Origin of the sequence: Candidatus Gillettellia adelgis (genome assembly GCA_020541285.1) — a bacterium.
Lineage (GTDB): Bacteria > Pseudomonadota > Gammaproteobacteria > Enterobacterales > Enterobacteriaceae > Gillettellia > Gillettellia adelgis.
The window spans coordinates 1,166,830-1,191,816 of the sequence record CP047043.1; the positions used below are offsets into that span (position 1 = coordinate 1,166,830).

A 24,987-nucleotide genomic window follows, 5' to 3' on the forward strand; every position below is an offset into this window, starting at 1 on the left:
CTCTATAGGTTGTATAAATACACAACGTATTGTACAGAGTGATACGTTATTATCTATGTAGAGTCTTTTATGTTTACCTAATATCCGCTCAACTAAAATAGAATTTTTCTATGCCAAGTGAAATTATTGATTATAAAAGTTCCTTAAAACCTAACGAAGTTACGAGACATGCTTCAGTTATTGTCATGGAGTTTCAGCAGTGCCTGACATAAACATTCTATATCTATTCCTAAAAGCAAGCCTACTAGTTAAGCTGATTATGTTGATTTTAATCTACTTCTCAGTAGTCTCTTGGGCGATTATCATTCAGCGCACGCGCATCCTAAACACAGCAACACGTGAAGCAGAGACCTTTGAAGATAAATTCTGGTCTAGTATTGAGCTTTCTTCTTTATATCGGGAAAGTCAGGCACAGTACGACAGTTTAAGTGGTGCAGAACAGATTTTTTATGCAGGTTTTAAAGAATTCTCTCGTTTGCACCATGCTAAAAATCATTCGCCAGAATCTGTAGTTAAAGGAGCATCGCGAGCGATGCGTATATCAATAAACCGTGAGTTAGCAATGCTAGAAAACCATATTGCGTTTCTCGGCACTGTTAGCTCAACTAGTCCCTATATTGGTTTATTTGGGACTGTATGGGGTATAATGCATGCATTTAGCACGCTGGGTTCAGTGAAGATAGCTACATTACAAATGATTGCACCGAACATTGCCGAAGCATTGATCGCAACCGCAATCGGGCTATTTGTAGCCATCCCAGCCGTTATGGCTTATAATCGACTGAATCAACGCATTAACACACTTGAACAAAATTATAACAACTTTATGGAAGAAGTGACTGCTATTTTGTATCGTCAAGCTTTTTTTAACCATAGCAAATCATCTTTAGCCAAAACAAATCATATAGAGAGATTATGATCAGAATACCTGAACGCCATCGATGTAGACTACAGTCAGAAATCAATATTATTCCTCTTCTTGATGTGCTGCTTGTATTGTTGCTAATTTTTATAGCGACTACACCAATGATTACGCAAAGTGTAGAGATCAATCTACCTTATTCTCACCAGATTAAAACAGTGTCTGGTACTCAAAATCCTCCGGTAATTCTTGAGATTTCTGGTATTGATCAATACACACTGCTGATAGATCATCAGCGTCTGGCGTTACTTCCACTCAAGCAAGTAGCAATCGCAGCTAAGTTACGCTGGATAGCTGACCCGCAAACAGTTTTTTTAATCGGTGGGGATAAGAATGTTCCTTATAGTGAAATCATCAAAGCATTAAATATTCTCCAACAAGTAGGCATACGATCCGTAGGACTCATGACTAAGCCTATTTAAACATAACTTATGCAATACGCTTTCTTGGAGCTATATTGTGAAAGCCTCTGATAAATAGCAGTAGTTTTTTAGGACCTGATTTTGATACAGGAAAACAAGAAAAATAACACACTAAAGCTTGCTATTGTTGTTTCTAGTGCTTTGCACTTAATGATGTTGATTTTACTGATTTTTAGTTCTTTTAAAAAAAATATCATCACTACTAACAATAAAAGTTCTGAATTTAACATAGTAATGGTTGATTCTAACCCGGCGGTTGACCAACTTAATAGTGAGAAACAATTAAGCAATAATTCTCAGTATACTAAACAGTCACACCCGATAAAATTTCAGAAACAAGCTGAACAACTAAAAACACAACTACATAAAACACAAAAAAAATCCAACATCGTTAAAGCAAAGCCTGATACATTTGCTATAGGATATATTAAGAAAAATAAAAATGCTAAAATCAAGGATGCTGCACTACGAGCACAAACCACGATTGACGCCACACAACCATCCTTAATAGTTGATGGTCTGATTAATAGCTTACTAAATACAAACAATATAACAAAAACAGTAAACCAGCATAGACAGAACAAAAAAACAGTTGAGATAGATAAAACAAAAGTTTCTACAATTACTAATGTAGAGATCAATCGTTATATGCGGCAGATTCAACTTGCAATTCAAAGCAAGTTTTATAACTCCGATCTGTTTTCTAGCAAACACTGTGAATTGCGGATCACATTAGCATCAAATGGCAAATTGCTCAATGTACAAGAAATAAGAGGTAATCCAGCGCTATGTCAGACCGCTATCTCTGCTGCTACGTTAGCACAGATCCCACCACCACCAAACGACACTGTTTATCAATATTTTAAAAATTTTACATTAGGATTTAAACCTCAATAACGATCAATTAATACAGCGATGCTATAAGCATATACCAGGTGTATATCCTGACAAAAAATCAGTATCAACGCAATCATGTAATCCGTAGAAAAGTACTTATTATGCAAGGTGATCCAGAAAAAATAGCAGCGCAGGCACTAGATATGTATTTAAATAACTTACGTTATACGTCACATCTAAAATAATATTTTGCACTATCAGTAAAAATATAGATTTTTCTTTTTTCATATTGATGATTGGTCTTTATATTTTATTGTGGTCCTTCAATAAATACAGACATACCTCATAATCAATCAACAGGGGTTTTGGAGTGATTCAGATTATATCGCTAGGTTATTAATGCTATGATATTTATTAAAATACTTTAATTAGATAAAGAAGGTAAAATGAAACAATCCTGTCGCATAGCACTAGGTTTGGTGCTATGGGTATCTGTTCTTCACGCAGAAGTTCGCATTGAAATCACCCAAGGGACTGATTCTACTGATCCGATTGGTGTAATACCATTTACATGGGCTGGTTCTAATACGCTTCCAGAAAATATTAGCCAAATTATTGCTGCAGACTTGCGTAACAGTGGAAAATTCAATCCGCTTGACATCACACGCTTACCGCAGCAACCAACCATCGCCTCTGAAGTAACCCCAGAAGCCTGGGTTGCACTAGGGATTAATACTATAGTGGTTGGCCAAGTAAAGCCTGCTGCAAATAGCATGTACTTTATTTCTTATCAACTAGTAGATACCACGCGTTCCCTAGGAAATATTCTTATACAGAATCAATATAAAGTCACTAAAAAATGGTTGCGTTATTCTGCGCATACCATTAGTGATGAAATATTTAAAAAGCTAGTCGGGATTAAGGGAGCATTTCACACCCGTATCGCTTACATAGTACAATCTAGTACAAGTGCCTTTCCTTATGAATTACGCGTGGCAGACTATGATGGTTATAACCAGTTTGTAGTACACCATTCTCCTGAATTACTAATGTCACCGGCTTGGTCACCAGATGGTAACGAGGTAGCCTTTGTAACTTTTGAACGTGGGCACTCAGCACTAGTTATAAAAAACTTAACTAACGGAGCTATCCGCCAAATAGCTGCCTTCCCACGTCACAATGGAGCACCAGCGTTTTCCCCAGACGGAAGTCATCTGGCATTTGCGCTATCTAAAAACGGCAGCTTAAACCTATATATGATGAACCTTCGCTCCGGTCAGATAAAACAAATTACCAATGAAAGAAGCAATAATACTGAGCCCACCTGGTTCCCAGATGGACAGACTCTAGCTTACACTTCTGATCAAGGAGGCAAACCACAAATTTATAAGATCAGCACTAGCGGAGGAGTATCGCAGCGGTTAACATGGGAGGGTTCTCAAAATCAGAATGCTAAAATTACTGCTGATGGTAATTTTTTAGTTATGGTAAGTTCTAAGAATGGCGTGCAACATATCGCTACACAAGATCTAAAATCAGGATCAGTGAAAATCATAACTGACACTCTTCTAGACGAAACACCTAGTATTGCACCAAATGATACAATGGTAATCTATAGTGCTATATACGGTATGAGATCCACATTACAACTGATATCAACTGATGGACACTTTAAGAAGCACCTCCCGATTATTGATGGGCAAGTTACATCCCCTTCCTGGTCGCCGTACCTATGATACATAGGTTAAGACATATAAAACTATACTAAGGAACAAAAAATGCATTCAAATAAAATACTACACGTGTTTTTTATAACATTACTAGTTATAGGTGTATCAGGTTGTAGCTCTAACCAATACAAAAATGACGATCAAACACACATAAAAGCTGACACTGATATAGAAAATAGCAGACATGACTTTTCTTCTACAGAAGAAACACTTTTAGAAATAGAAGCATTACATAAGAATAAAACTGTTTACTTTAATCTAGATAAATATGATATTAGCTCTGCGTTTACTCAAATGCTGGATGCACATGGGACGTTCTTGCGTAATCATTCATTCTATAAGGTAACTATTGAAGGACATGCAGATGAACGTGGTACACCAGAATATAACATTGCTCTAGGTGAACGTCGTGCTAACTCCGTTAAAATGTACTTACAAAGCAAAGGTGTTGCTGCTGATCAGATTTCTATCATTTCTTATGGTGAAGGAAAGCCAGCCGCATTAGGTCATGACGAAGCAACTTATTCTAAAAATCGTCGTGCTGTTCTAATTTACTAAGAAAATTATATGAAAAGTAATTTTAGATATGATGTTTTTCGTCTTTTGTTGCTGATTGATAGTGTAGCGGCCCATAGCGTCGCTACTGCCCAAGCGCCAATTAGCCATATCAGTTATAATTCACTTGAAGAACAGATAACCTCGCTTAAACAAATTAGTGATTCTCAGGGCCAATTCTTATATCAACTCGAGACACAACTCTCTGAAAATCAGAGCGATATTGACACTCTGCGCGGACAAATTCAAGAAACTCAACATCAATTAAGTCAAGTAGTTGAACACCAAAAACACATCGATCAACAGATTAACCATCTGAATACAAGTGACGTCCATCCTGACAGCACTATAGATAAGCAAAAAACCACTAACTTCTCTAGCAATAATAGCAAAACACTTACGACTGTAGAGAATCATGTACATGAAAATAGCGACTATAATACAGCTATTTCTCTAGCGCTAGAAAAAAAACAATTTGACCATGCAATCTCTGCGTTTTACTCCTTCCTTAAAAAATATCCACAATCTACTTATCAACCTAATGCAAATTATTGGTTAGGTCAGCTTTTTTATAGTCAAGGCAATACAAAGAATGCAGCCTACTATTTTTCGGTAGTAATCAAGTACTACGCAAAGTCATCTAAATCACCCGATGCCATGTATAAAATAGGTTGCATTATGCAGGAAAGAGGACAGCCTAAAAAAGCTAAGATTATATTTCAACAAGTAATAAAACGCTATCCACTTAGCAAAGCATCTGCCCTCGCGAAACATCGCATATACTTATTAAAATAAAAAAATGCATAGAGACATCAGTTAATTCTACTAAACGCTCAGTTCATTATCTAATAATCAACTATTAGACTTACAATGATAATATGTTCAGAACATATCAGTATTCTTTATTTTCTCATCTACATTATAATAAGAATTCAAACTACTAAGATATGTATACATTTGAATGATTAGGCATGAAATTTAGTAAGATATTATCCCTCACATTGTTTATATGATAATCACAATCTAACTTTACTATCGGTAAAGTTGACGACTACCGCTTCGGTTATTAGGAAAACTGCTATACCAGTTTAGTGATAGAGTTTAACCGTATCTCACTAAAGAAGATAGTTAACGCTTAATATGTTCATTGTTTATACCTTTATATTTATATGCTGACTCTTAATAACAAAGATGTACAACACATGCGTAAAAGTTGATTAGCTGATTATGACTCTATTTTGACCTTATAATATACGCATAATCGATATCGTTCTGTGAGCATGAACAAAAACCAACAACGTACTCGTTTTTTATAAAACATGCTAGTTGGTGCGTGCAGCATCTAATTCATTATTCTAGCTATGCCACTAGCTATAACCAGTATTTTTTATACTATACATTTAGCAAAAACAACATCATTACATAGCATCCTTAGTTTCTCGATCACTATAAAAACGTTACACAGGTCTAATATAAACCCCCTCAGTAACATTGAGGGGTTTCTACTTTTTTAAAACAGTATATTCGATTTTTATAAACTGAAGTACGATATGTTCATTTTTCTTTTTATTCAAAAATAATACTTGCACACTCAGAAATTATTAGTAAAACATATATATATTAACCGTACCTTTTTCCATGAACAGAAATACTAATCCAGAATTAGTTGAGTAATTTTAATCTAATTTCACAGTACATAATAGATTCATGAGAATATTTAGAAAACTTTTCAACAGGAATATACTTTAAAGGAGGTAACGAATATCTATTAACTACTATAAGTATTACTTAGTTATCCCATTCATCTCAAGAACCATAGCGGCGGCATAACCAATATAATTGGCTGGTGTCATCGCCTTTAGACGCACTTTTTCTTTTTCCGGTAATGCTAAATTATCGATAAATGCCTGAATGTCAGAAGCATGTACCGACTTACCACAAGTTATTTCTTTCATGATTTCGTACGGTTTTTTTATGCCGTAGCGACGCATTATAGTTTGTATAGGTTCAGCTAGTACTGCCCAATTATGATTAAGCTCGTTTAGCAAGTGTGTTTGATTTACCTCGAGCTTACTCATTCCTTTGACTGTCGCTTGATAAGCAATTAATGCATAACCTAAACCAACACCAATATTACGTAACACAGTAGAATCCGTTAGATCACGCTGCCACCGAGACACAGGAAGTTTTCTAGCTAAGTGACCCAATACTGCATTTGCTAGGCCTAGGTTTCCTTCTGAGTTTTCAAAGTCTATAGGGTTGATCTTATGCGGCATAACAGAAGAGCCAATCTCACCAACAATATTTTTTTGCGTAAAGTGATTAAGGGCCATATAACCCCAAATATCACGATCAAAATCAATTAAAATAGTATTAAAGCGTATGACACAGTCAAATAATTCAGCGATATAGTCGTGTGGCTCAATCTGAGTAGTATATGGATTCCAAATGATCCCTAAAGAAGTAACAAAAGTTTTACTAAGGGAGTGCCAATCTACTTCTGGATAAGCGATAATATGAGCATTATAGTTACCGACTGCGCCATTGATCTTCCCCATGATCTTTACTTTTTCTAATTGACGGAATTGACGTTCCATGCGGTAGGCTACATTAGCCAGTTCTTTACCGACGGTAGATGGAGAAGCCGGCTGACCATGAGTACGAGATAACAAAGGAGCATTACAATATTCTACCGATAAAGTTTTTATCTTTTCAATAATTTTTCGCCAATAAGGCATTAATACATCTTGACGTGCAGCTTTGAGCATTAGTGCATAAGATAAGTTGTTAATGTCTTCTGAAGTACAAGCAAAGTGAATAAATTCAGATATTTTATGTAAGGTAGCGATCGTGATCATCTTTTCCTTTAGAAAATACTCGATTGCTTTTATATCGTGATTAGTCGTGTGCTCAATGAGCTTAATATGTTGCGCATCTTCCTCACTGAATTCCTCGATAATTTTATTAAGAAAAGCATTTTCATGGACATCAAAAATAGGCACTTCCTTTATTTCTGTGCAAGCAGCCAGTTCTTGCAACCAACGTATTTCTACCTGCACACGGAATTTTAGTAGACCGTATTCGCTGAAAATGGCGCGAAATACGCCTACTTTATCACCGTAGCGTCCATCAATAGGTGAAACGGCAGTTAGTGGAGATAATTCCATTGGCATTAATTCCTAAGATTTATTAAGACTAGCCATGATATTTTTTGCATGCTTACGTAAACGATGACGGCAAAATATGAGCTGCAGTCGACTGCCGCCGACTTGTTGCCATAACACTGCAGCACGTATACCTGCTAATAACGTCGCACGCACCTTAGCCTGCACCTGTGAATTCTGCAAAATTGCTGCAGAACCGATAACCTGAATACGTGGTCCAAGCGGACTCACTACATCGATATACATACCTGCAATCGCATTGATAATCGTATTTGACTCAAGCGTAAAATGCACGAGTTGACGCTCGAGTTGGTTGAGACGCTCGCTAAGGATTTGTAGCGCATGTTTATTAGCATGCAGTTTTCGCTCTAATACCATTAAGCTTAGAGTGTAACGAATTAGCTCGGCGCTCGACGTTGTATGACTAGCATTAAGTACGCTTATTAGGGTTTTTAAACCAACTTTAAGTTGACGCACTTCACCACCAAATACTGATAACGTAGAAGTAGAATTTATATATAATAAGCTTCTAAGAGAAGTATGCAAAGCTGGACAATCACATTGTCCTTGATATGCTAGTTGCTGAACTAGCCGTGCCGCTTGACTAATTCCGGCCATTGCTAATGTGATATCATAATAATTCTTCGCCACAGAAACTCCTTTAAACACAATGTGTAATATATAATGTGCGGCATAAAGTATATGCATCAAAAGGATGACAACAATGGCGATAAATCCGTAATGATTAACTGCAGCTATAATTAAAGATGACAAAAATATTAAGGATTATACTATAACATTAAGGAATGCACGAATCGCTAGTAAACCGATACAACATAAAAATGTTGCATGTAATAAAGCAATGTAACATCTACAACATCATATGTCAGGCAATATAGTTTAAGTATTAAAAGTAGATCTTCTTTACTTCTTATATCTAATCCGTGATATCTTTTTTCACCAGATAACTAAACATTCAAAATAAAAAACTCTGAAAGCTTTATAGTAAAAGACACCTTGTATTAAATTAGCTACATATTACGCTAGACGTTGTTCAATCAAGCCACCTCCAAGACAGACGTCTCCTTGATAGAAGACCGCAGACTGACTTGGAGTCACAGCAAATATTGGTTCTTCAAATCGCACTTTGATGCGCAAATTGTCAAGTAAAGTAATGCGACAAGGGATATCCTTCTGGCGATAACGAGTTTTTACTGTACAACATAGTGGTTCTTTACGTGGTATACGGTCCACCCAATGCAGTTGATGTGCGATTAAACCGACAGACATTAAAGATGGGTGATCATGCCCTTGTGCAGCTACTAGTATATTATTGGTTACATCTTTCTCAACTACATACCACGGTTCCTTACTGCTATTTTTTATACCACCGATACCCAACCCTTTACGTTGACCTATGGTGTAATACATCAAACCCTGGTGCTTACCGATCCTCTGACCATCTATGCTAATAATTAAACCTGGCTGTATAGGCAAATAACGCCCTAAAAAATCACGGAACTTGCGCTCACCGATAAAACAAATGCCGGTAGAATCTTTTTTATTAGCAGTAACTAACATTAACTGCTTAGCAATACTCCGTACTTTTATTTTTTCTAAATTACCAACTGGGAACAAAGTTTGTGATATCTGCTTATGACTCAGTGTATATAGAAAATAACTTTGGTCTTTATTGTTATCTATACCACGCAAAAGTCGGCTTTTGCCATCTATATCCTGACGCTGTACATAATGACCACTAGCAATAAAGTCTGCTCCAAGATCTTCTTTAGCGAATTCTAGAAAAGCTTTAAATTTAATCTCTTTATTACATAAAATGTCTGGATTAGGTGTACGACAAGCGCGATATTCTTTTAGAAACTCTTCAAACACGTTATCCCAATACTCCACTGTAAAGTTCACTGTATGCAACTTGATGCCTATTTTATCACATACTGCTTGCGCATCAGCTAAATCAGCAGCAGCTGAGCAATATTCCTCGCTATCATCTTCTTCCCAGTTCTTCATGAATAACCCTTCAACATGGTATCCTTGCTGATGCAATAAATAGGCCGCCACGGAAGAATCGACGCCGCCTGAAACACCAACAATGACTTTTTTTTGACTTTTGTTTAACATAGAGTGTGCAAACCAGATAATAACAAGAAATGCACCATTCTATCACGTAAAACAATATGAGCGCATCACCTCTATACTGGGTCAAGGTTGGCTAGTAAAATTTATAAACACATTTCTGTGCGCATTTAATATTATAGTTCAAAACTATATTGATTATACGCTGCGCGATAAAATCTCGCTTAATTTTCAGCAGTCTTGATATCTTATAATACCGTATACTACGATAAGTCATGATACTTATCGAACTATTATGACTTGCCACTAGCATTATATGAGTATATATTTTGTGATAAAACTATAATTCACTCACTACATAGTATATTACTTTTAATTAAAATTTTATATATACTTATCTATCTTTAAAAGCCATAAAACAAACTTATAAAACGACCAAGAAGTTTATAAAAATTTTAATTGCGCTTATGCTAGATTGAAGACTAAGCAAAATATACAGTAAAATATTTACCCGATCTTCATTTTCAATAATCATCGCGATGAAGAGAAAAACTAATTTTATATAACATGTAGTACAATTCATCTCAATCATCTCATTGGGCGTGGTTTATTAAGATATTTAAAGCTGAAATAATCAAACTAGCCTGCATCAATATTATTCTTATAAATATTCTAAGTCTATAAATATTACTTATGTACCATCAGATCCTAGATGCCCACTGTTATTTTAACTAAAAAATATTGCTTTACGTGTCATAACGCCTTTAACAAATTGTATGGAGAGTTATAATAAAGAAAATAATATCTTGAAAAGAAACGGAAATTTTAAGCAGAAAGCTATATTTTGACATCAAAGATGTTTAATATTATCCGGTTAATAAATGTATTATAACACAACATACGATGGTATCGTTATATCAGATCTTTTAATGTTTGTCTTAGTGTTTCAGATGAGCCAAAACCGGTTAATACTATATGCTGAATACGTTATTTAATCAGTTAAACCATAAGACATTTCAATACTAAAAGATAACTGTTCTAACACTTAGCATATTTGGGTTACAATTTATATCTAAAAATCTAAATAAAATTTTAATTCGCCAATCAGAGACAAACAACAGAACGATGACTTATAGTCTTGAGCATTAACACACCAAGATAAATATAAGAAATAACATATTACAATCTAGAATTTTCTCGATTGCCAATTCAGTGTTGCGCAAAAAAGTGAGGTCTAATATAGAAGACCCTTATATCTATACCAATACATATAAATCTTATTTAACAATAATGATAAGCACCTTTAGCTTAGATTGCTAATTCTAGCGATATTTAACCATATTACATTCAATATAAACCTTCCAAATACTTACAATAACTAAAACACTTTAAGAGTAAACTAACTAATGATCTTATGCAGTTAGTATAGACACTCAATTGTAGTTAGTGTAAATGCGCAATGAGAAACTAAAATTTTGATAATTGCCAATGTATTATGGTCAAAAAAGATATACTGACAAGTGTATAACATAATGTGCCGGCCGACATATACTCTTATTTTAGAGGTCTAGAAAATTACAAATAATAACGATAGATTTATTCGGACCTAACCTGAAAAATTAGGTAAGCTAATCAACATCGATAAAGCCTTACATGCACAAAGCCTATAAACTATAGAGAGTTTATAGAATACACAAGAATTCCTAAATATTAGTAGAATAAGCTTTCAAAGCAGAAATAGAACACAGCAATATAGTAAACCCTTACCGCAGTATATCGAGCATCATTTATGAACCAAATATGTCTTGTATCCAGTCAGTAATCTTTCTGCTATCTTCTTGGTCATTTTCAACATTCTGATTATGCTCTTGTATAGTTATTTTGCTAGACTGACACAAACCCTCTGGTTTTTCAATCCAAACAGGTATAGTGCGTAAATTACTACCATCACTGTCGCATATAAAGTTTCCTGACACATCAATCATCATTGGATTAATATTCTCAGGCGGTTGTAGTATCAATGGCAATGGCGTTTGATTTTCTAGATAACGACGGTATAAAGTCAGAGCACCATTAGCGCCTGTTAATTTAGTAGAGCCATTATTATCACGCCCCACCCAAGTGATCACAACTTCTTTACCATCAATACCAACAAACCAACTATCGCGCAAATCATTAGTAGTGCCAGTCTTTGCTGCTAAATTATAGCGCGAAAACTGCAGCGATAAAGAACGGGAGGTTCCATAGATTACACCTTGCTGCATCGCATATAATGTTAAGTACGCTGCTTGTGCTGGCACCATAGATTCTGCTTGAGGAAAACTATGATATAATACCACTCCTTCATCAGTCATGACTGAACGCACTGCGGATAGTGTCGCGCGTTTGCCACCACCAGCAATAGTCTGATACTCCTGCGCTACTTCCATTGGTGTCAAACCTATCGCCCCTAACAACATTGAAGGTACTAAGTTGATTCCTGTGCTTGGAACACCTAACAACCTTAAGGTAGCACCAATTTGAGGTAAGCCTACAGATAAACCAAGGTTGACCGTAGGCACGTTCAATGAATCAGCTAGCGCATCAACTAGTAACACTTGTTTCCGGAACTTATGATCATAATTATTTGGCTGCCAAATAACACCATGCGACTGCTGTAAAAGCAACGGCTCATCTATCAGCCAAGTATTAAGACGATACTTATCCGGCTCAGATAGCGCAGCTAAATATGTTGGAGGTTTAGCTAACGAACCGACTAGACGCCGCGCCTGCACCGCGCGATTAAATCCAGCAAACTGCGGGTTAGCACCACCTACTACGGCTCTAATTTCACCACTTAAGCGATCGACAATAACCATTGCCGCCTCCAAATCCTTCATGTAGCAGGAAGAACGTAGAGCTGCTATACCGAATAACACTGCTTTTTCCGCTGCATCTTGCGATACTGGGTCTAATGTGGTAAATATTTTCATGCCAGACAAGTTATTAACTTGATTGCCTAGTTTATCTTGCAACTCCTGACGCACTATCTGCATAAATGCAGGTTGCGGCGTAATAAATCCACCTTTTGGTTGTATGTTTAATGGATATTGACGTAGTATATTATATCGATTAACACAAATAATATTTTTTTTAAGCAAAAGTTTAAGTACTAAATTACGGCGCTCTAATGCCACGGAGGGATGGCGCCAAGGATTATAAAATGAAGCACCTTTAACCATACCTACCAGCAATGCTTGCTGATCAAGATTTAGCTCAGCTACCGGACGACCAAAGTAATATAAGCTAGCTAGTGGGAACCCACGAATTTGATCGTTACCACTCTGACCAAGGTACACTTCATTCAAATACAGTTCAAGAATACGATCTTTACTATAACGATAGTCCATTAACAATGCCATATAGGCTTCATTAACCTTGCGCCATAGTGAACGCTCGTTGGTCAGAAATAGGTTTTTTACTAGTTGCTGTGTTAAAGTACTGCCGCCCTGTACTGCACGGCCGGCAGTTAAATTCACGAGCACTGCACGACATATAGAGTAAGGACGTATCCCGTCATGTTCATAAAAATGACGATCTTCAGTAAGAATCAGTGTATTAACTAATAAAGCAGGAAAGCCGGTACGTGGAATAAATAACCGCTGCTCACCATTTGATGATTGCAGTATGGTAATTAGACGAGGATCGAGGCGGAAGTAGCCAAAGTTACGCTGATTTTCCATATTTTTAATTTTCGATAAACGGTGACTCTGAAAATTCATGCAAGCATAGATCTGCTCTTCTTTTCCGTCAGGAAAATTAAACGGGCGACGCAATATGTAAATTTTATTTGCCTGCACAGTAAACTCTCCGGGACGGGTAATACGAGTGACCCGTCGATACTGTATACTTTCTAGTACCTTGATCATCTCCTGTTTGCTGTATGGCATGCCTGGCTCTAAATTAATCATACGACTGTACACTACTGCTGGAAGCTGCCAGACTTTGCCGTCGATTCGTTTGCGAATTTGGGAATCTAAATACATACCATATGCCACTAGTAGTGTGACGATTAGTAACATCCCTTTTAGAATCACACTACACCATGCGCGTTTCTTATACGATAGCATTACATTTACCTGACGTGGCATAAGTGCTTTTTCCGGTTGACCGACTTTGTCGTTAAAAAGATCAAGGTCTTTGCAACGATCTCGGTAAGAACTTCTTGAATGACGCGATGTGGTGCGTTTTATGTGTTTTTCTGTACGTTCCATAGGCTTTCTGTCATTCTCGGAAATAACGATTGCCCTCATAGAATGACGATAGTATTATCCCATATACTATAAGCTATATATAAATAATCTTTGTCGTTCACGTTAGTGATATACTAATGCAAGTAGCCCTAGGGATTATTTCGGCTCATGCTTACAGTGCAATTAGCTCTGCTTTTAACATATGAGCTTGTTAGTGATCAATCTATGAATCACTCTACTATTGTCTGCCGGTAACTTATATTACGATTGATCTCTCTGGTCAATCTCACTAAAAATTGATCAATAATTTTTATAAATTTATAAACAGTCAAAACACAGCGATACCACTAATTATCTGTTAGCTTGTTGTTCTAATAACATTAATTTTCGTGCAGCTATCTATTATATAGATTTTCATGCAATTTATAGGAAATAAGTTGTCAGTAAGTCTTCTGTATAATAAGAACTATATTCTATCTATAGAATAAGAGTATTATACTTAATATTACAACGGAATTATATTAGAGTAACCGCTCATTGCTCTGTCGTTATTGACATTAATACCTTTTAGTTCTCAGATAATTTTATAACGATCAAACCATTTCTCATACTTACAAATATTATGGATCACGCTATATGCTTTCTTAAAATGCGTACTGTCAGATTAATTGCTAATAACTTTCAGTATTTTCGTACACAGTCATTAAGATTATTTTCGCATGAAACACACAGATTTTCATCATAACTACTATTCTTAGTAGATAGTTTAATACAAAATTATTCTACAGATAATGATGATTATTTGTAAACAATGCAATAATCGCATTGATGTAGTGGAGGCTTAAGAGTCAGCATATCAGTACGACTATGCTATGAATAATTAGGAAAAATTAAGCAATATTAGTTAACCAATAAAGTTAGGACCAGATGAGTACTATGCATACAGAGATTTTATAATTTAGTAAAATTAAAAGAAAAAATAACGTGAGTATTAGTACAATGCAAAATGCACAATAAAGAATTTTATTCTTATTACCTTTTGATACAATCTGCTATAAGACATGTTGATACATCACATAAATATATAATATCAAAATTGCTTAATAGAATATATACGTTAAGATTAGAAGTTGTTTATATGGGACAAGTGTCATATAATCGTATATTTGATGTAATGAGTTACTGTTTCGTTTAAAATAACCTGATACAAAATGTAATAACTATTAATATATCGTAAAATTCGCATTTATTAAGAATCTTCTGGATAATGAGATTATATCATTGATCCTCTGTTTTTTTATTTATAGTGTGGATTTTTATCAAAACTAAAAAGTACGTATTTATTATATTGTAGCAACCAACAATTAAAAGAAATTATAAAGGTTGTGGAATGGTTAATCGCAAATGTTTTTTTAGTATTTACGATGGCTCTTTAAACCTTACACGTCACACTTGTTCCCAAGCCAATATAATATTGGAAAAAACAGATATATAATCTTGTAATAGAATACGTAATGCTCAAATAACTACTGTATTCCTAATTTCGAATTCACTGAACACTTTGAATAGCTAATCATTTGAGATAGTAAGGCCTGACTTTAGCAATGTGCTATCTTGTAATATTTAAGGATATAACTACTATTACAAGATGCCTGGTTAACAATCTAGATACTTAATCTTTTATTTAATACACTCCTATAACAGCCCAGAGTACTAGAGGTAACTCTATTAGTAATCATAGTTGAGTCTACATTATAATAATATATGTTTACTCAATCATCATGATTCTATCATGAGTGGGGTGGCCAATAAAATTAGTAACTCATCGATGCCAGGTAAGTGCTAGATTCCATGTTACTTATATGACAACAAAATTAACAAGTGCCTGAAAATTCTGAATCTTCTGAACCATTCAGATGCAGTTACATAACTAACAGATCCAATATAACGACTTTACTGCTATACAAACACATGTAATTCGAACGACTTGTCAGTAGTGCTAACTCAATAGGCTTATAAAATTTTATCTAAGTAATATTATTATGAATAAGATTGGTGCTAGCAATGCACTCGCTGCTAATAAACTGGGCGTCTAAAAAACTTGCTAGTGATAACATTCTATAATGATAAGGGAGATCTTATGCCTCTGAAAATACTAGCAGATACCATGATATTTCATATAACGTAACCTTCAAACGATCAGGTAAAATATAACATCATAGCTCAATTAATGATTATTTAGATTCTTAATATTAAAACCAACATTAATAACAACCTATATAGGCTATACAAAAGACAAACTGGCCATCATGCGTTATATCAAATAACAATATAGCTCATCAAAGTGCGCTAGTTTAGTGAGGATTACATATTAAGTCATTATGATAATAGCTCTATAAAGAACCAAGAAATACTGGTATTACCTAGCCACGATAATATAGGAGAAGCAACATGCAAGACACAGAAAATCGCAAAACCTCTTCCTTGAGTATTCTTGCTATTGCAGGGGTAGAGCCATATCAAGCAAAACCATCTGAAGAATACATGAATACCGCTCAGTTATCGCACTTCAAGTGTATTCTTGAAGCATGGCGTAATCAGCTTAAAGACGAAGTAGAACGTACCATGTCATATATGCGAGATGCAGCAGTCAATTTTCCAGACCCAGTAGATCGTGCTGTACAGGAAGAAGAATTCAGTCTCGCGCTGCGTAACCGTGACCGCGAACGTACACTAATTAAAAAAATCGAAAAAACACTAAAAAAAATAGAAGAAGATTTTGGCTACTGCAAAACCTGCAGAGTAGAAATCGGTATTCGTCGCCTTGAAGCACGTCCTACTGCTGATCTATGTATCGACTGTAAAACTTTAGCGGAAATCCGTGCAAAGCAGATGGCTGGCTAATCAAGCCATTATAGTCTAAAGAATTTAAATTAACGAAATGAGTACTACATCGATCAACTGCGCATTTACATAGATAGAGCTATTATTCTAAACAGCAGGCTATACACGAAGCATACGGTGTTTGAATTTTAGCACTTATACACAATGTACTCGAAGCAGCAGGAAGGAAGCACGATAATCTTGCGTGCTAATATTTTTGAAGACATTTGACTATATCGGCAGTATATTAAGCATATATTAAATTTAATGAACAAGGTAAAATCAGTAATATATGGAGCTAACTTAGTAATTAATTTACTACAATCACGACTGCACGTTAAATAATATCAAGTATCTCATGCAAACGAGACGATAAAAGTTATTTTAACACAATTTATATAATAAGAGACATGTTAAGAGCACTATTCTTTGTTAGTGCGCACCATATTAAGAATTTCAACCACTATTGAAAAGAACATAGCGAAATACATGTAACCTTTTGGTGCATGCACTGTAAGACTTTCTAGTATTAACGTACTACCTACCAGTATTAAAAACGCTAGCGCCAAAACTTTAACCGATTTATGCCGATTAACAAACTCACTAATTGCGCGTGCCGCATACATCATAATGCTAATAGCAGTCATCACTGCAGCCATCATGATCAATACGTTGTCGGAGAGTCCTACTGCAGTAATTACAGAGTCTAAACTAAAAATAACATCTAACAATATAATTTGAATAATACTTCCAAAAAAGCTATACGCCTGCGTATGCTTTTCTTCGTGTGAATTTTTTATAGTATAATAGATTTCTTTGCTAACTTTCCAGATCAAGAAAAGTCCACCAAATAGTAATATTAAATCCCGAATAGAAACGCTATGAGCCATGATCTTGAATAACGGATGTGTCAGCCGAATGACCCAAGTAATCGAACCTAGCAACAACAAACGCGCTAACATAGCAAGAGTCAGACCTAGGCGCTGTGCCTTATGCTGTTGTGTTTTCGGTAGCTTCTCTACGATCAAAGAAAGAAAAATAATATTATCAAGACCCAAAATAATTTCAAGCATAATTAACATACTAAAAGTTAACCAAGCATTGGGGTCTATAAACATTTTATACATTGCCTACACACTTTAAGAAAAATACAGTAAATTATTAGAATTAATGATCATTATCTCGACAGAAAAAACTAACTAATTGCTGTAATGAGAACGTTAGATTTTATCTTAGGATATGCACACTATTGTAGTCAGTTAAAAACAAGTATAAGGATTAATCATGTAAGCGCCTGAAGAATACGTGAAATATCACGTACTACTTAGGTAAAATATGATAAATAACAGGGTATCATGAATGAGTGCTGAGATTAAACAATATCTTAATAACGATATGTCAATGAAACTCTACTTAAAATAAAAGCTTTTAACTAACATTACCGTTCATTAAACGCATTCACCAATAGCCTGAGTTGATAATTTTTTCTTTTCTGCTATATACTAGAACTGTATTGCTTTACTAAAACGCATAATCTTATGTTTTAAGTAAGTACAAAACATTAGAACTTTTAGTTCTTCTTGCATTGAAATATAAAATTTCCTTCTTTACAGCGACTAAATGATATAGCGACGGTGATCTAATTTAAAAATATATCTATAGATCGGTCTACCCGATTTTAAGAAATCTCAGTATTCTCACTAACTTATAACAATCACTATTAAACATGTAACGCATTTATTTATGGTAAGTAAAGATAAAATAAAGGTGATAATGGTTTCTCAAGATTCATTAAAATATAAACGTAATAAGTTTCTAGTTTTACGCTAATTTCATAGTACTTATATTAAGATGTCTGTCAATAATGCCGACAACATACTCTCATAATCTATTCATTCAACCTTTATTGCACTGCCTACCTTTAGGAATAAGACATTCTACAAACATTATTTAGTTACTGAACCTATGCTTGATAAAAACCTAAATACTCTTAAAAATTATTTTTCGCTTTTTAGTAAAGAGCATTATAAAGATATAGTTCTATAACTTATAGCCTATTGCTTTATATGAAACCAAATGATCTTTACACTTATAAAGTGTAATCTACAGAAAGCTGTTAATAGAGTATTTAATATGTCGTACATTAATCAGAGCAACACTTGATAAACACATTGATGCATTATAAGGATCAGTTACATTGATCTTTGAAGTGCGGTTAAATAAATATAATTATTACATGATCATAAATCATATGTTTATTACTACTAAAACAACATTTTTAATAAATTCCGAGATAATTTAAGAAAAGATTTAATGTGACTCAGAATGTATATGTTATCTTTATGAGAAATAATGTTGAATGCAACCTCTTGATTTTTATAAAACTGTTTGTTATTATACCTTATCGGTTCAAATAAAAATGATTGTTTAAGAGACAATTAAGAATAAGTGTTTTAATCTCTATAGAAAATCAAGCTAAAACTTTTTAATACTTACAATATGCCTAAACTATTTTACGATTAATCATGATAAATATACTTTATACGACTTTACCAATCTATTATTACATACGTGAATACATTGTGTATTAAATAAACAGTTAAGTATTTAGAAGTATTTCTGAATAAAACCTAATTAGGTTATATCATCATATGATGCATTACTGAAAAAATTGATAAGTCATGGTTATCGGTTACATCCTTTAAATATCATGGGCTCACTGTCTCGCAACAGTTTTAGATCCAAAAACTATTAAGTTTATTATGTAAACATACTAAGAAATTATAAGAAATATTCGTTATAGCCTATAAAATTAAAATAAACAAAAACAAGACTATTATGTTATTTGGTTGTATTTATCTAAGATACGCACAAAAGATATCTACCTGCAATTATCTATAGAAAATCTCTAAGATAGAAGCAATGAAAACTAATATTTTAAATAGAGTCATAACGCTTAACCGACATATATAGCCACTACGATGACTTGTAGTTTTAAGTACAATAACTGTTTATATTGTTCTAAAACCATGTGATATTACATTTATTTTATTAACTTAATATTTTATAAAATAATTATATTAATTATATTAATTATATATGTAGGTAGGTACACATATTTTTTGTTGATTTCAGTGAGATTTTTACGTCGGCCATTAGTAATTAAAAAATTTTATCCTCTAATCTTTAGCCTGTAACTTAGCGCAGTCGTAGAGCAAGCGAATGCTCGATTCATTAATTTTTTTGTGGCGTTTTCTAGAAGATGTTCATATTATACGTAAAGGAATTCATTAGCATATAAAACATACTGCCATACTTAGGCATTCACTATAATAAAGATTACACGCACAGATCACTAGCTAACTATCTCTTTTAAGATCAGTATGAATACAATGTTAAAAGGTAAACATATTATTGGTTGATTCTATTTTAGCTATTTTTAACCGATATCTCACTATATCTTAGCTTATTTCTTATATCCAAACAAATCATTAGAAATAATGAGCTTGTTGTCCTTCATTATCTAGTGCAGTTTTATAAACTTTTACGCGCATTTCTTACACTAATGCGCTGTATTTGTACAATACACTAGATAGATTGCTTCATCTGCAACTTTTATCAGCATCAATCTTTTTGCATTCAACATCGTGTGTGAGTGATTTTATATCATATTCCGTCTACTTTTGCTCATGACATTTGTCTTTAATATCAAATATTACTTGATATCTTAATAAGTGACATGTTCGATATTATGCACCACATACTTATCAAAGACCCTTCTTTTCACACTTTAACTGACTATGGCTCCATCGCCCTCTGATATTCTAAGATACATCCATCATTTCTGTAGAAATAAATGTTAAGTAATCACATAAAAGATTAAAAGATCAGGGGCTAGAAAACACTTTTATTAATTAAAAGTTTATTATGAACGTTTGCAATAAAGGAGTGTAGATCCTAAATTGTCAGATAATAACTTTAGATTATACTATTAAAAATAAAGCTTTCTTATAAAATATCAGCATGAATAAATAATCATCAAGATGTATCATAATAATGCTTTTAATGTCACAGAGTTTACAAAACTCATCAAACAACCTTCAGCAAAACATTATTATGTTGCGCTGCTAACTATAATGTTTGTGACCATAACATAGCTTGCTAATACTATGTTAGCACTTTATAAACCACTGCATTATAATTTATAGTGTTGCATAACTACTGATGGTAAGCAGTATAGCAATATCATGAAGTGATTCATCTGGATGTTCAGTGTTTCAGGATATCTTCTGTATCCATTCCCAGAATTTTAAATCGTCATAACTCACTAAATGTCTTATATATTGTATGATATTTATACACCTAATCACTGATCTTCCGCCATCAGATGGCTATCATTGTATCCATAAATACTTTAATATTAAGAATAGTAATATCGCAACAAATCGATTATAAACCACTTTAAAGAGTATTTATTTAGCATAGCAAAACTACACTCTAAAAAACAAAATTCATTAACTGCTACTATGTATATCCGTAGTACTTGAAATAAAAATTAGCTAACATTAATGCAATCTGTAGCGTGATAAGCATAAAATAAATAACAATCAGTAAGTTACATTATCGATTATAATGCTATCTATTTTTACTTTTTAAAACAGCCTATAACAATAAACTGCAATACTTTACTCATTGACCTGTATAATTACACAGTACGAAACTGTTAAATTGCTATAATCAAACGTACGCAATCTTATGTTAATAGCATTATTATGCTTGATGCCCATTGCCGAAGATACTAAATATTTTTAAAACTACATAAACATATAAAATATCATGTATCTATAGGGTGCTCCTGATGATTATTTATCTTAAAGTTACGCTAATATAACTCGATAACGTATAATAAACTTGCTAACGCAGTTTACAATTAAAGATTAAAGCGATTTTTCTTCGGCGACTCATTGGGATAACACAATATATTTTAACCTCTTATTTTGGAGAACACATGCGCGCATTTAGGCAATATTTTAGTGGCATATTTAGAGTGACTTGGCGTCTTCTACATTTTATTAGGGGTGTGATCCTTAATGCATTCCTGGTGTTACTAATCTTGATTGGAGGAAAAATTTATCTATATTTTCAAAACTTAAGCATCCAAACAACGCCAAAATTCGGCGCACTTCTAGTCGATTTAAGCGGAGTCGTAGTTGATCAACCCTCTATAAATAATAAAGTACGACAATGGGGGTCTGCACTTTTGAACGCCCCTAAACACCAAATACAAGAAAATTCATTATTCAAATTGGTGCATAGCATACGTCAAGCCCAAGAAGATCCAAGTATTACTGGTATGGTATTGCAGTTACACAACTTTGCTGGTACCGACCAACCGTCACTGCACTATATCGGCAAAGCACTACGTGCATTCCGAAACAGCGGAAAACCTATCCTAGCTATTGGCGATAATTACAGCCAAGCACAGTACTACCTAGCGAGTTACGCCAATAAGATTTACTTATCACCACAGGGTGCAGTCAACCTAGTAGGTTTTTCTAGCAAAAATTTATATTATAAATCGTTACTGGAGACATTTAAAGTTACTCCGCATATTTTTCGCGTAGGAACCTATAAATCGGCGGTTGAGCCGCTGATCCGCGATAGTATGTCACTAGCTGCGCGTGAAGCGAATAGCCACTGGATTAACGGGTTATGGAAAAATTACTTAGACACTATAGCGGATAATTGTCATCGTACTCCCCAACAACTATTCCCTGCATCTGATAAACTACTCAGTAGATTTCAGGCGGTAGATGGAGATACTGCACGTTATGCATTAGATAATAATCTGGTAGATGAATTGGCATCACGCACAACCATTGAACATCAACTAATAAAAAGTTTTGGGTGGAATAAACAAACAAATAACTTCAACGCTATTAGCATTTATGACTACCAACCACAACATATCGAGCATCAAGGCGGCGAAATTGCTGTAGTATTTGCTAATGGTACTATTATAGATGGAGATCAACTGTCTGGTACTATAGGCAGCGATACTATCGCCGCAGAACTACGTCAAGTGCGTTTAAACCCAAAAATCAAAGCGTTAATATTCCGTATTAACAGCCCAGGCGGTAGCGTTAGTGCATCTGAAGTAATTCGTGCTGAACTAGCTGAAGTGCGCGCTTCCGGTAAACCAGTAGTAGTGTCAATGGGTGGCATGGCAGCTTCTGGCGGCTACTGGATATCAACGCCAGCTGACTATATTATCGCAAGCCCAAGCACTCTCACTGGCTCTATCGGCATTTTTGGTGTTATCAATACTTACGAGAGAACACTAGACAGTATTGGCGTGCATTCTGACGGTATAGCAACCTCACCATTAGCTGAGGTGACAATAGCCGCAGCACTACCTAAAGTCGTCTCACAAAGAATGCAACTAACTATTGAACATGATTACAATAATTTTATCAATCTGGTAGCTAAGGCGCGTAACATGGTACCTCAAAAAGTACGTGACGTTGCTCAGGGACGCGTTTGGTTAGGTAGCGATGCTAAGGATAAAGGGTTAGTTGATGAATTGGGTGACTTTGATGACGCCGTAAAGAAAGCTGCAGAACTAGCTAAACTACAGCAGTGGCACCTAAATTGGTGTATCAATACCTCCACGTGGACCGATATAGTGCTTAGTAATTTGTGCGAATTAATTCATATTATGATCCCAATCAATATTCACTCGATACTACCAGATCCATTAGCATCTATGGCATTCACCATACAGACACAGATAAGATCACTGAATATCCTTGACGACCCACAGAATTGCTATGCATTCTGTTTAACCTGTGGAGAAGTTCAGTAATAAATACGAATATAATCTGCTAAACATCAAAAAGATTTATAGGCACTACCTCTGTCATCTAACTCACACTGATCGCGGTTAAAATTATGACCATAAAAAAGAAATCTATTTATGTTGCCTATACTGGCGGCACTATTGGCATGCAACGTTCTATTCATGGTTATGTACCTAGTAGTGGCTATTTGCAAGAGCAACTTGCACTGATATCAGATTTTCAACGCCCGGAAATACCAGATTTCACTATCCGTGAATATGTGCCATTAATTGACTCGTCTAACATAACACCTCACGATTGGCAACATATTGCTTATGACATTAAAAAAAATTATGATCACTATGATGGCTTTGTTGTGTTACATGGTACTGACACCATGGCTTTTACTGCTTCAGCGCTATCATTCATGCTAGAAAACCTAACTAAACCGGTAATTATAACCGGTGCGCAGATCCCGCTATCAGAGCTACGCTCTGACGGTCCAATTAATATACTTAATGCCCTCTATCTAGCGGCAAATCATCCAATACATGAAGTGTGCTTGTTCTTCAATAACAAACTATTCCGTGGTAATCGTACTACTAAATCCAATGCCTATGCTTTTAATGCATTCTCGTCCCCTAATTTTCCGCCACTACTGGAAACCGAGATATACGTGCGGCATCACAACATCGTCACTAACCCCCCACGCTATAATGACAATTTAAATATACACATTATTACACCGCAGCCGATTGGCATAATAACTATTGTCCCAGGCATTTCAAGCACAATAGTACGAGCTTTTATTCTACAACCTGTTAAAGCATTGATCTTACGTTCTTACGGTATAGGAAATGCACCGCAAAAAGATGATCTTATTAATGAATTTCATTATGCATCTAAATGCGGTATTATAATAGTTAACCTAACACAGTGTATGTTTGGTACAGTCAATATGAACACGTACGCTACCGGAAATGCATTAGCTCATGCAGGTGTGATTAGCGGATTCGATATGACAATAGAAGCTACTTTAGCCAAACTTTATTATTTATTAAGTCAGTCGCTGACGCCAGAGCAAATGCGGCACCAAATGCAGCAAAATTTACGTGGCGAACTGAGTGTTAGAAATTAATATACTGAGTGTTAGAAGTTAATATATAGGCATTATAATGTATATTTTTTAATTTTGTATGATAAAATAAGATCATATATCAAATAATCGGTTAAAAAAATGTTTGTATTATAACATTGATCAGAATATCGCTGGGCACATAACTCACTCAAAAAAAATCACTACCTTAAT

At 34.7% G+C, this 24,987-nt stretch carries 14 protein-coding genes; 9 read left to right on the forward strand and 5 right to left on the reverse strand.

The window, feature by feature from the left end:
* Positions 1-199: 199 nt before the first annotated feature.
* From tolQ to ybgF, 6 genes are all read left to right on the forward strand, one after another.
* Entirely contained in the window at positions 200-919 is a 720-nt protein-coding gene (tolQ, locus tag GIY03_RS02795; protein WP_457913612.1) for a Tol-Pal system protein TolQ, read from the forward strand.
* Positions 916-1,344: a colicin uptake protein TolR gene (gene tolR / locus GIY03_RS02800; RefSeq protein ID WP_457913613.1), complete on the forward strand. Its 429-nt coding sequence runs from the start codon at positions 916-918 to the stop codon at positions 1,342-1,344. Before tolQ ends, tolR begins: the two co-directional genes overlap by 4 nt.
* Before the next feature lie 81 nt (positions 1,345-1,425).
* Positions 1,426-2,241, forward strand: coding sequence for a cell envelope integrity protein TolA (gene tolA, locus GIY03_RS02805; RefSeq protein WP_457913614.1), 816 nt, complete (start codon positions 1,426-1,428; stop codon positions 2,239-2,241).
* Between the two features lie 386 nt (positions 2,242-2,627).
* Positions 2,628-3,917 carry a Tol-Pal system beta propeller repeat protein TolB gene (tolB, locus tag GIY03_RS02810; RefSeq protein ID WP_457913615.1) on the forward strand — a complete coding sequence of 430 codons (1,290 nt, stop codon included), beginning with the start codon at positions 2,628-2,630 and terminating at the stop codon, positions 3,915-3,917.
* Between the two features lie 42 nt (positions 3,918-3,959).
* Positions 3,960-4,469, forward strand: a complete 510-nt coding sequence (gene pal, locus GIY03_RS02815; RefSeq protein WP_457913616.1) for a peptidoglycan-associated lipoprotein Pal — start codon at positions 3,960-3,962, stop codon at positions 4,467-4,469.
* 9 nt (positions 4,470-4,478) lie between these two features.
* Positions 4,479-5,261 carry a tol-pal system protein YbgF gene (gene ybgF, locus GIY03_RS02820; protein ID WP_457913617.1) on the forward strand — a complete coding sequence of 261 codons (783 nt, stop codon included), beginning with the start codon at positions 4,479-4,481 and terminating at the stop codon, positions 5,259-5,261.
* Positions 5,262-6,250: 989 nt separating this feature from the next.
* Here ybgF and purB read toward each other — a convergent pair.
* The 4 genes from purB to mrcB all read right to left on the reverse strand — a co-directional run bounded on the left by purB (position 6,251) and on the right by mrcB (position 14,016).
* Positions 6,251-7,633: an adenylosuccinate lyase gene (purB, locus tag GIY03_RS02825; protein WP_457913618.1), complete on the reverse strand. Its 1,383-nt coding sequence runs from the start codon at positions 7,631-7,633 to the stop codon at positions 6,251-6,253.
* Positions 7,634-7,645: 12 nt separating this feature from the next.
* Positions 7,646-8,281: a high frequency lysogenization protein HflD gene (hflD, locus tag GIY03_RS02830; RefSeq protein WP_457913619.1), complete on the reverse strand. Its 636-nt coding sequence runs from the start codon at positions 8,279-8,281 to the stop codon at positions 7,646-7,648.
* Positions 8,282-8,668: 387 nt separating this feature from the next.
* The gene (mnmA, locus tag GIY03_RS02835) at positions 8,669-9,769 is read right to left on the reverse strand and encodes a tRNA 2-thiouridine(34) synthase MnmA (protein ID WP_457913620.1); all 1,101 of its coding nucleotides are present in this window, start codon (positions 9,767-9,769) and stop codon (positions 8,669-8,671) included.
* A 1,742-nt stretch (positions 9,770-11,511) separates the two neighbouring features.
* The gene (mrcB, locus tag GIY03_RS02840; protein WP_457913621.1) at positions 11,512-14,016 is read right to left on the reverse strand and encodes a bifunctional glycosyl transferase/transpeptidase; all 2,505 of its coding nucleotides are present in this window, start codon (positions 14,014-14,016) and stop codon (positions 11,512-11,514) included.
* A 2,391-nt stretch (positions 14,017-16,407) separates the two neighbouring features.
* On the opposite strand from mrcB, the gene dksA reads away from it, so the two are divergent.
* A complete protein-coding gene (gene dksA / locus GIY03_RS02845) occupies positions 16,408-16,860 on the forward strand; it encodes an RNA polymerase-binding protein DksA (protein ID WP_457913622.1) in 453 nt (150 codons plus the stop codon).
* A 401-nt stretch (positions 16,861-17,261) separates the two neighbouring features.
* Here dksA and GIY03_RS02850 read toward each other — a convergent pair whose 3' ends face one another.
* Entirely contained in the window at positions 17,262-17,966 is a 705-nt protein-coding gene (locus GIY03_RS02850; protein WP_457913623.1) for a TerC family protein, read from the reverse strand.
* A 3,881-nt stretch (positions 17,967-21,847) separates the two neighbouring features.
* On the opposite strand from GIY03_RS02850, the gene sppA reads away from it, so the two are divergent.
* Together sppA and ansA are read left to right on the forward strand one after the other, a co-directional pair.
* Positions 21,848-23,704 carry a signal peptide peptidase SppA gene (gene sppA / locus GIY03_RS02855; RefSeq protein WP_457913624.1) on the forward strand — a complete coding sequence of 619 codons (1,857 nt, stop codon included), beginning with the start codon at positions 21,848-21,850 and terminating at the stop codon, positions 23,702-23,704.
* A gap of 92 nt (positions 23,705-23,796) precedes the next feature.
* The gene (ansA, locus tag GIY03_RS02860) at positions 23,797-24,816 is read left to right on the forward strand and encodes an asparaginase (RefSeq protein WP_457913981.1); all 1,020 of its coding nucleotides are present in this window, start codon (positions 23,797-23,799) and stop codon (positions 24,814-24,816) included.
* Positions 24,817-24,987: the final 171 nt, after the last annotated feature.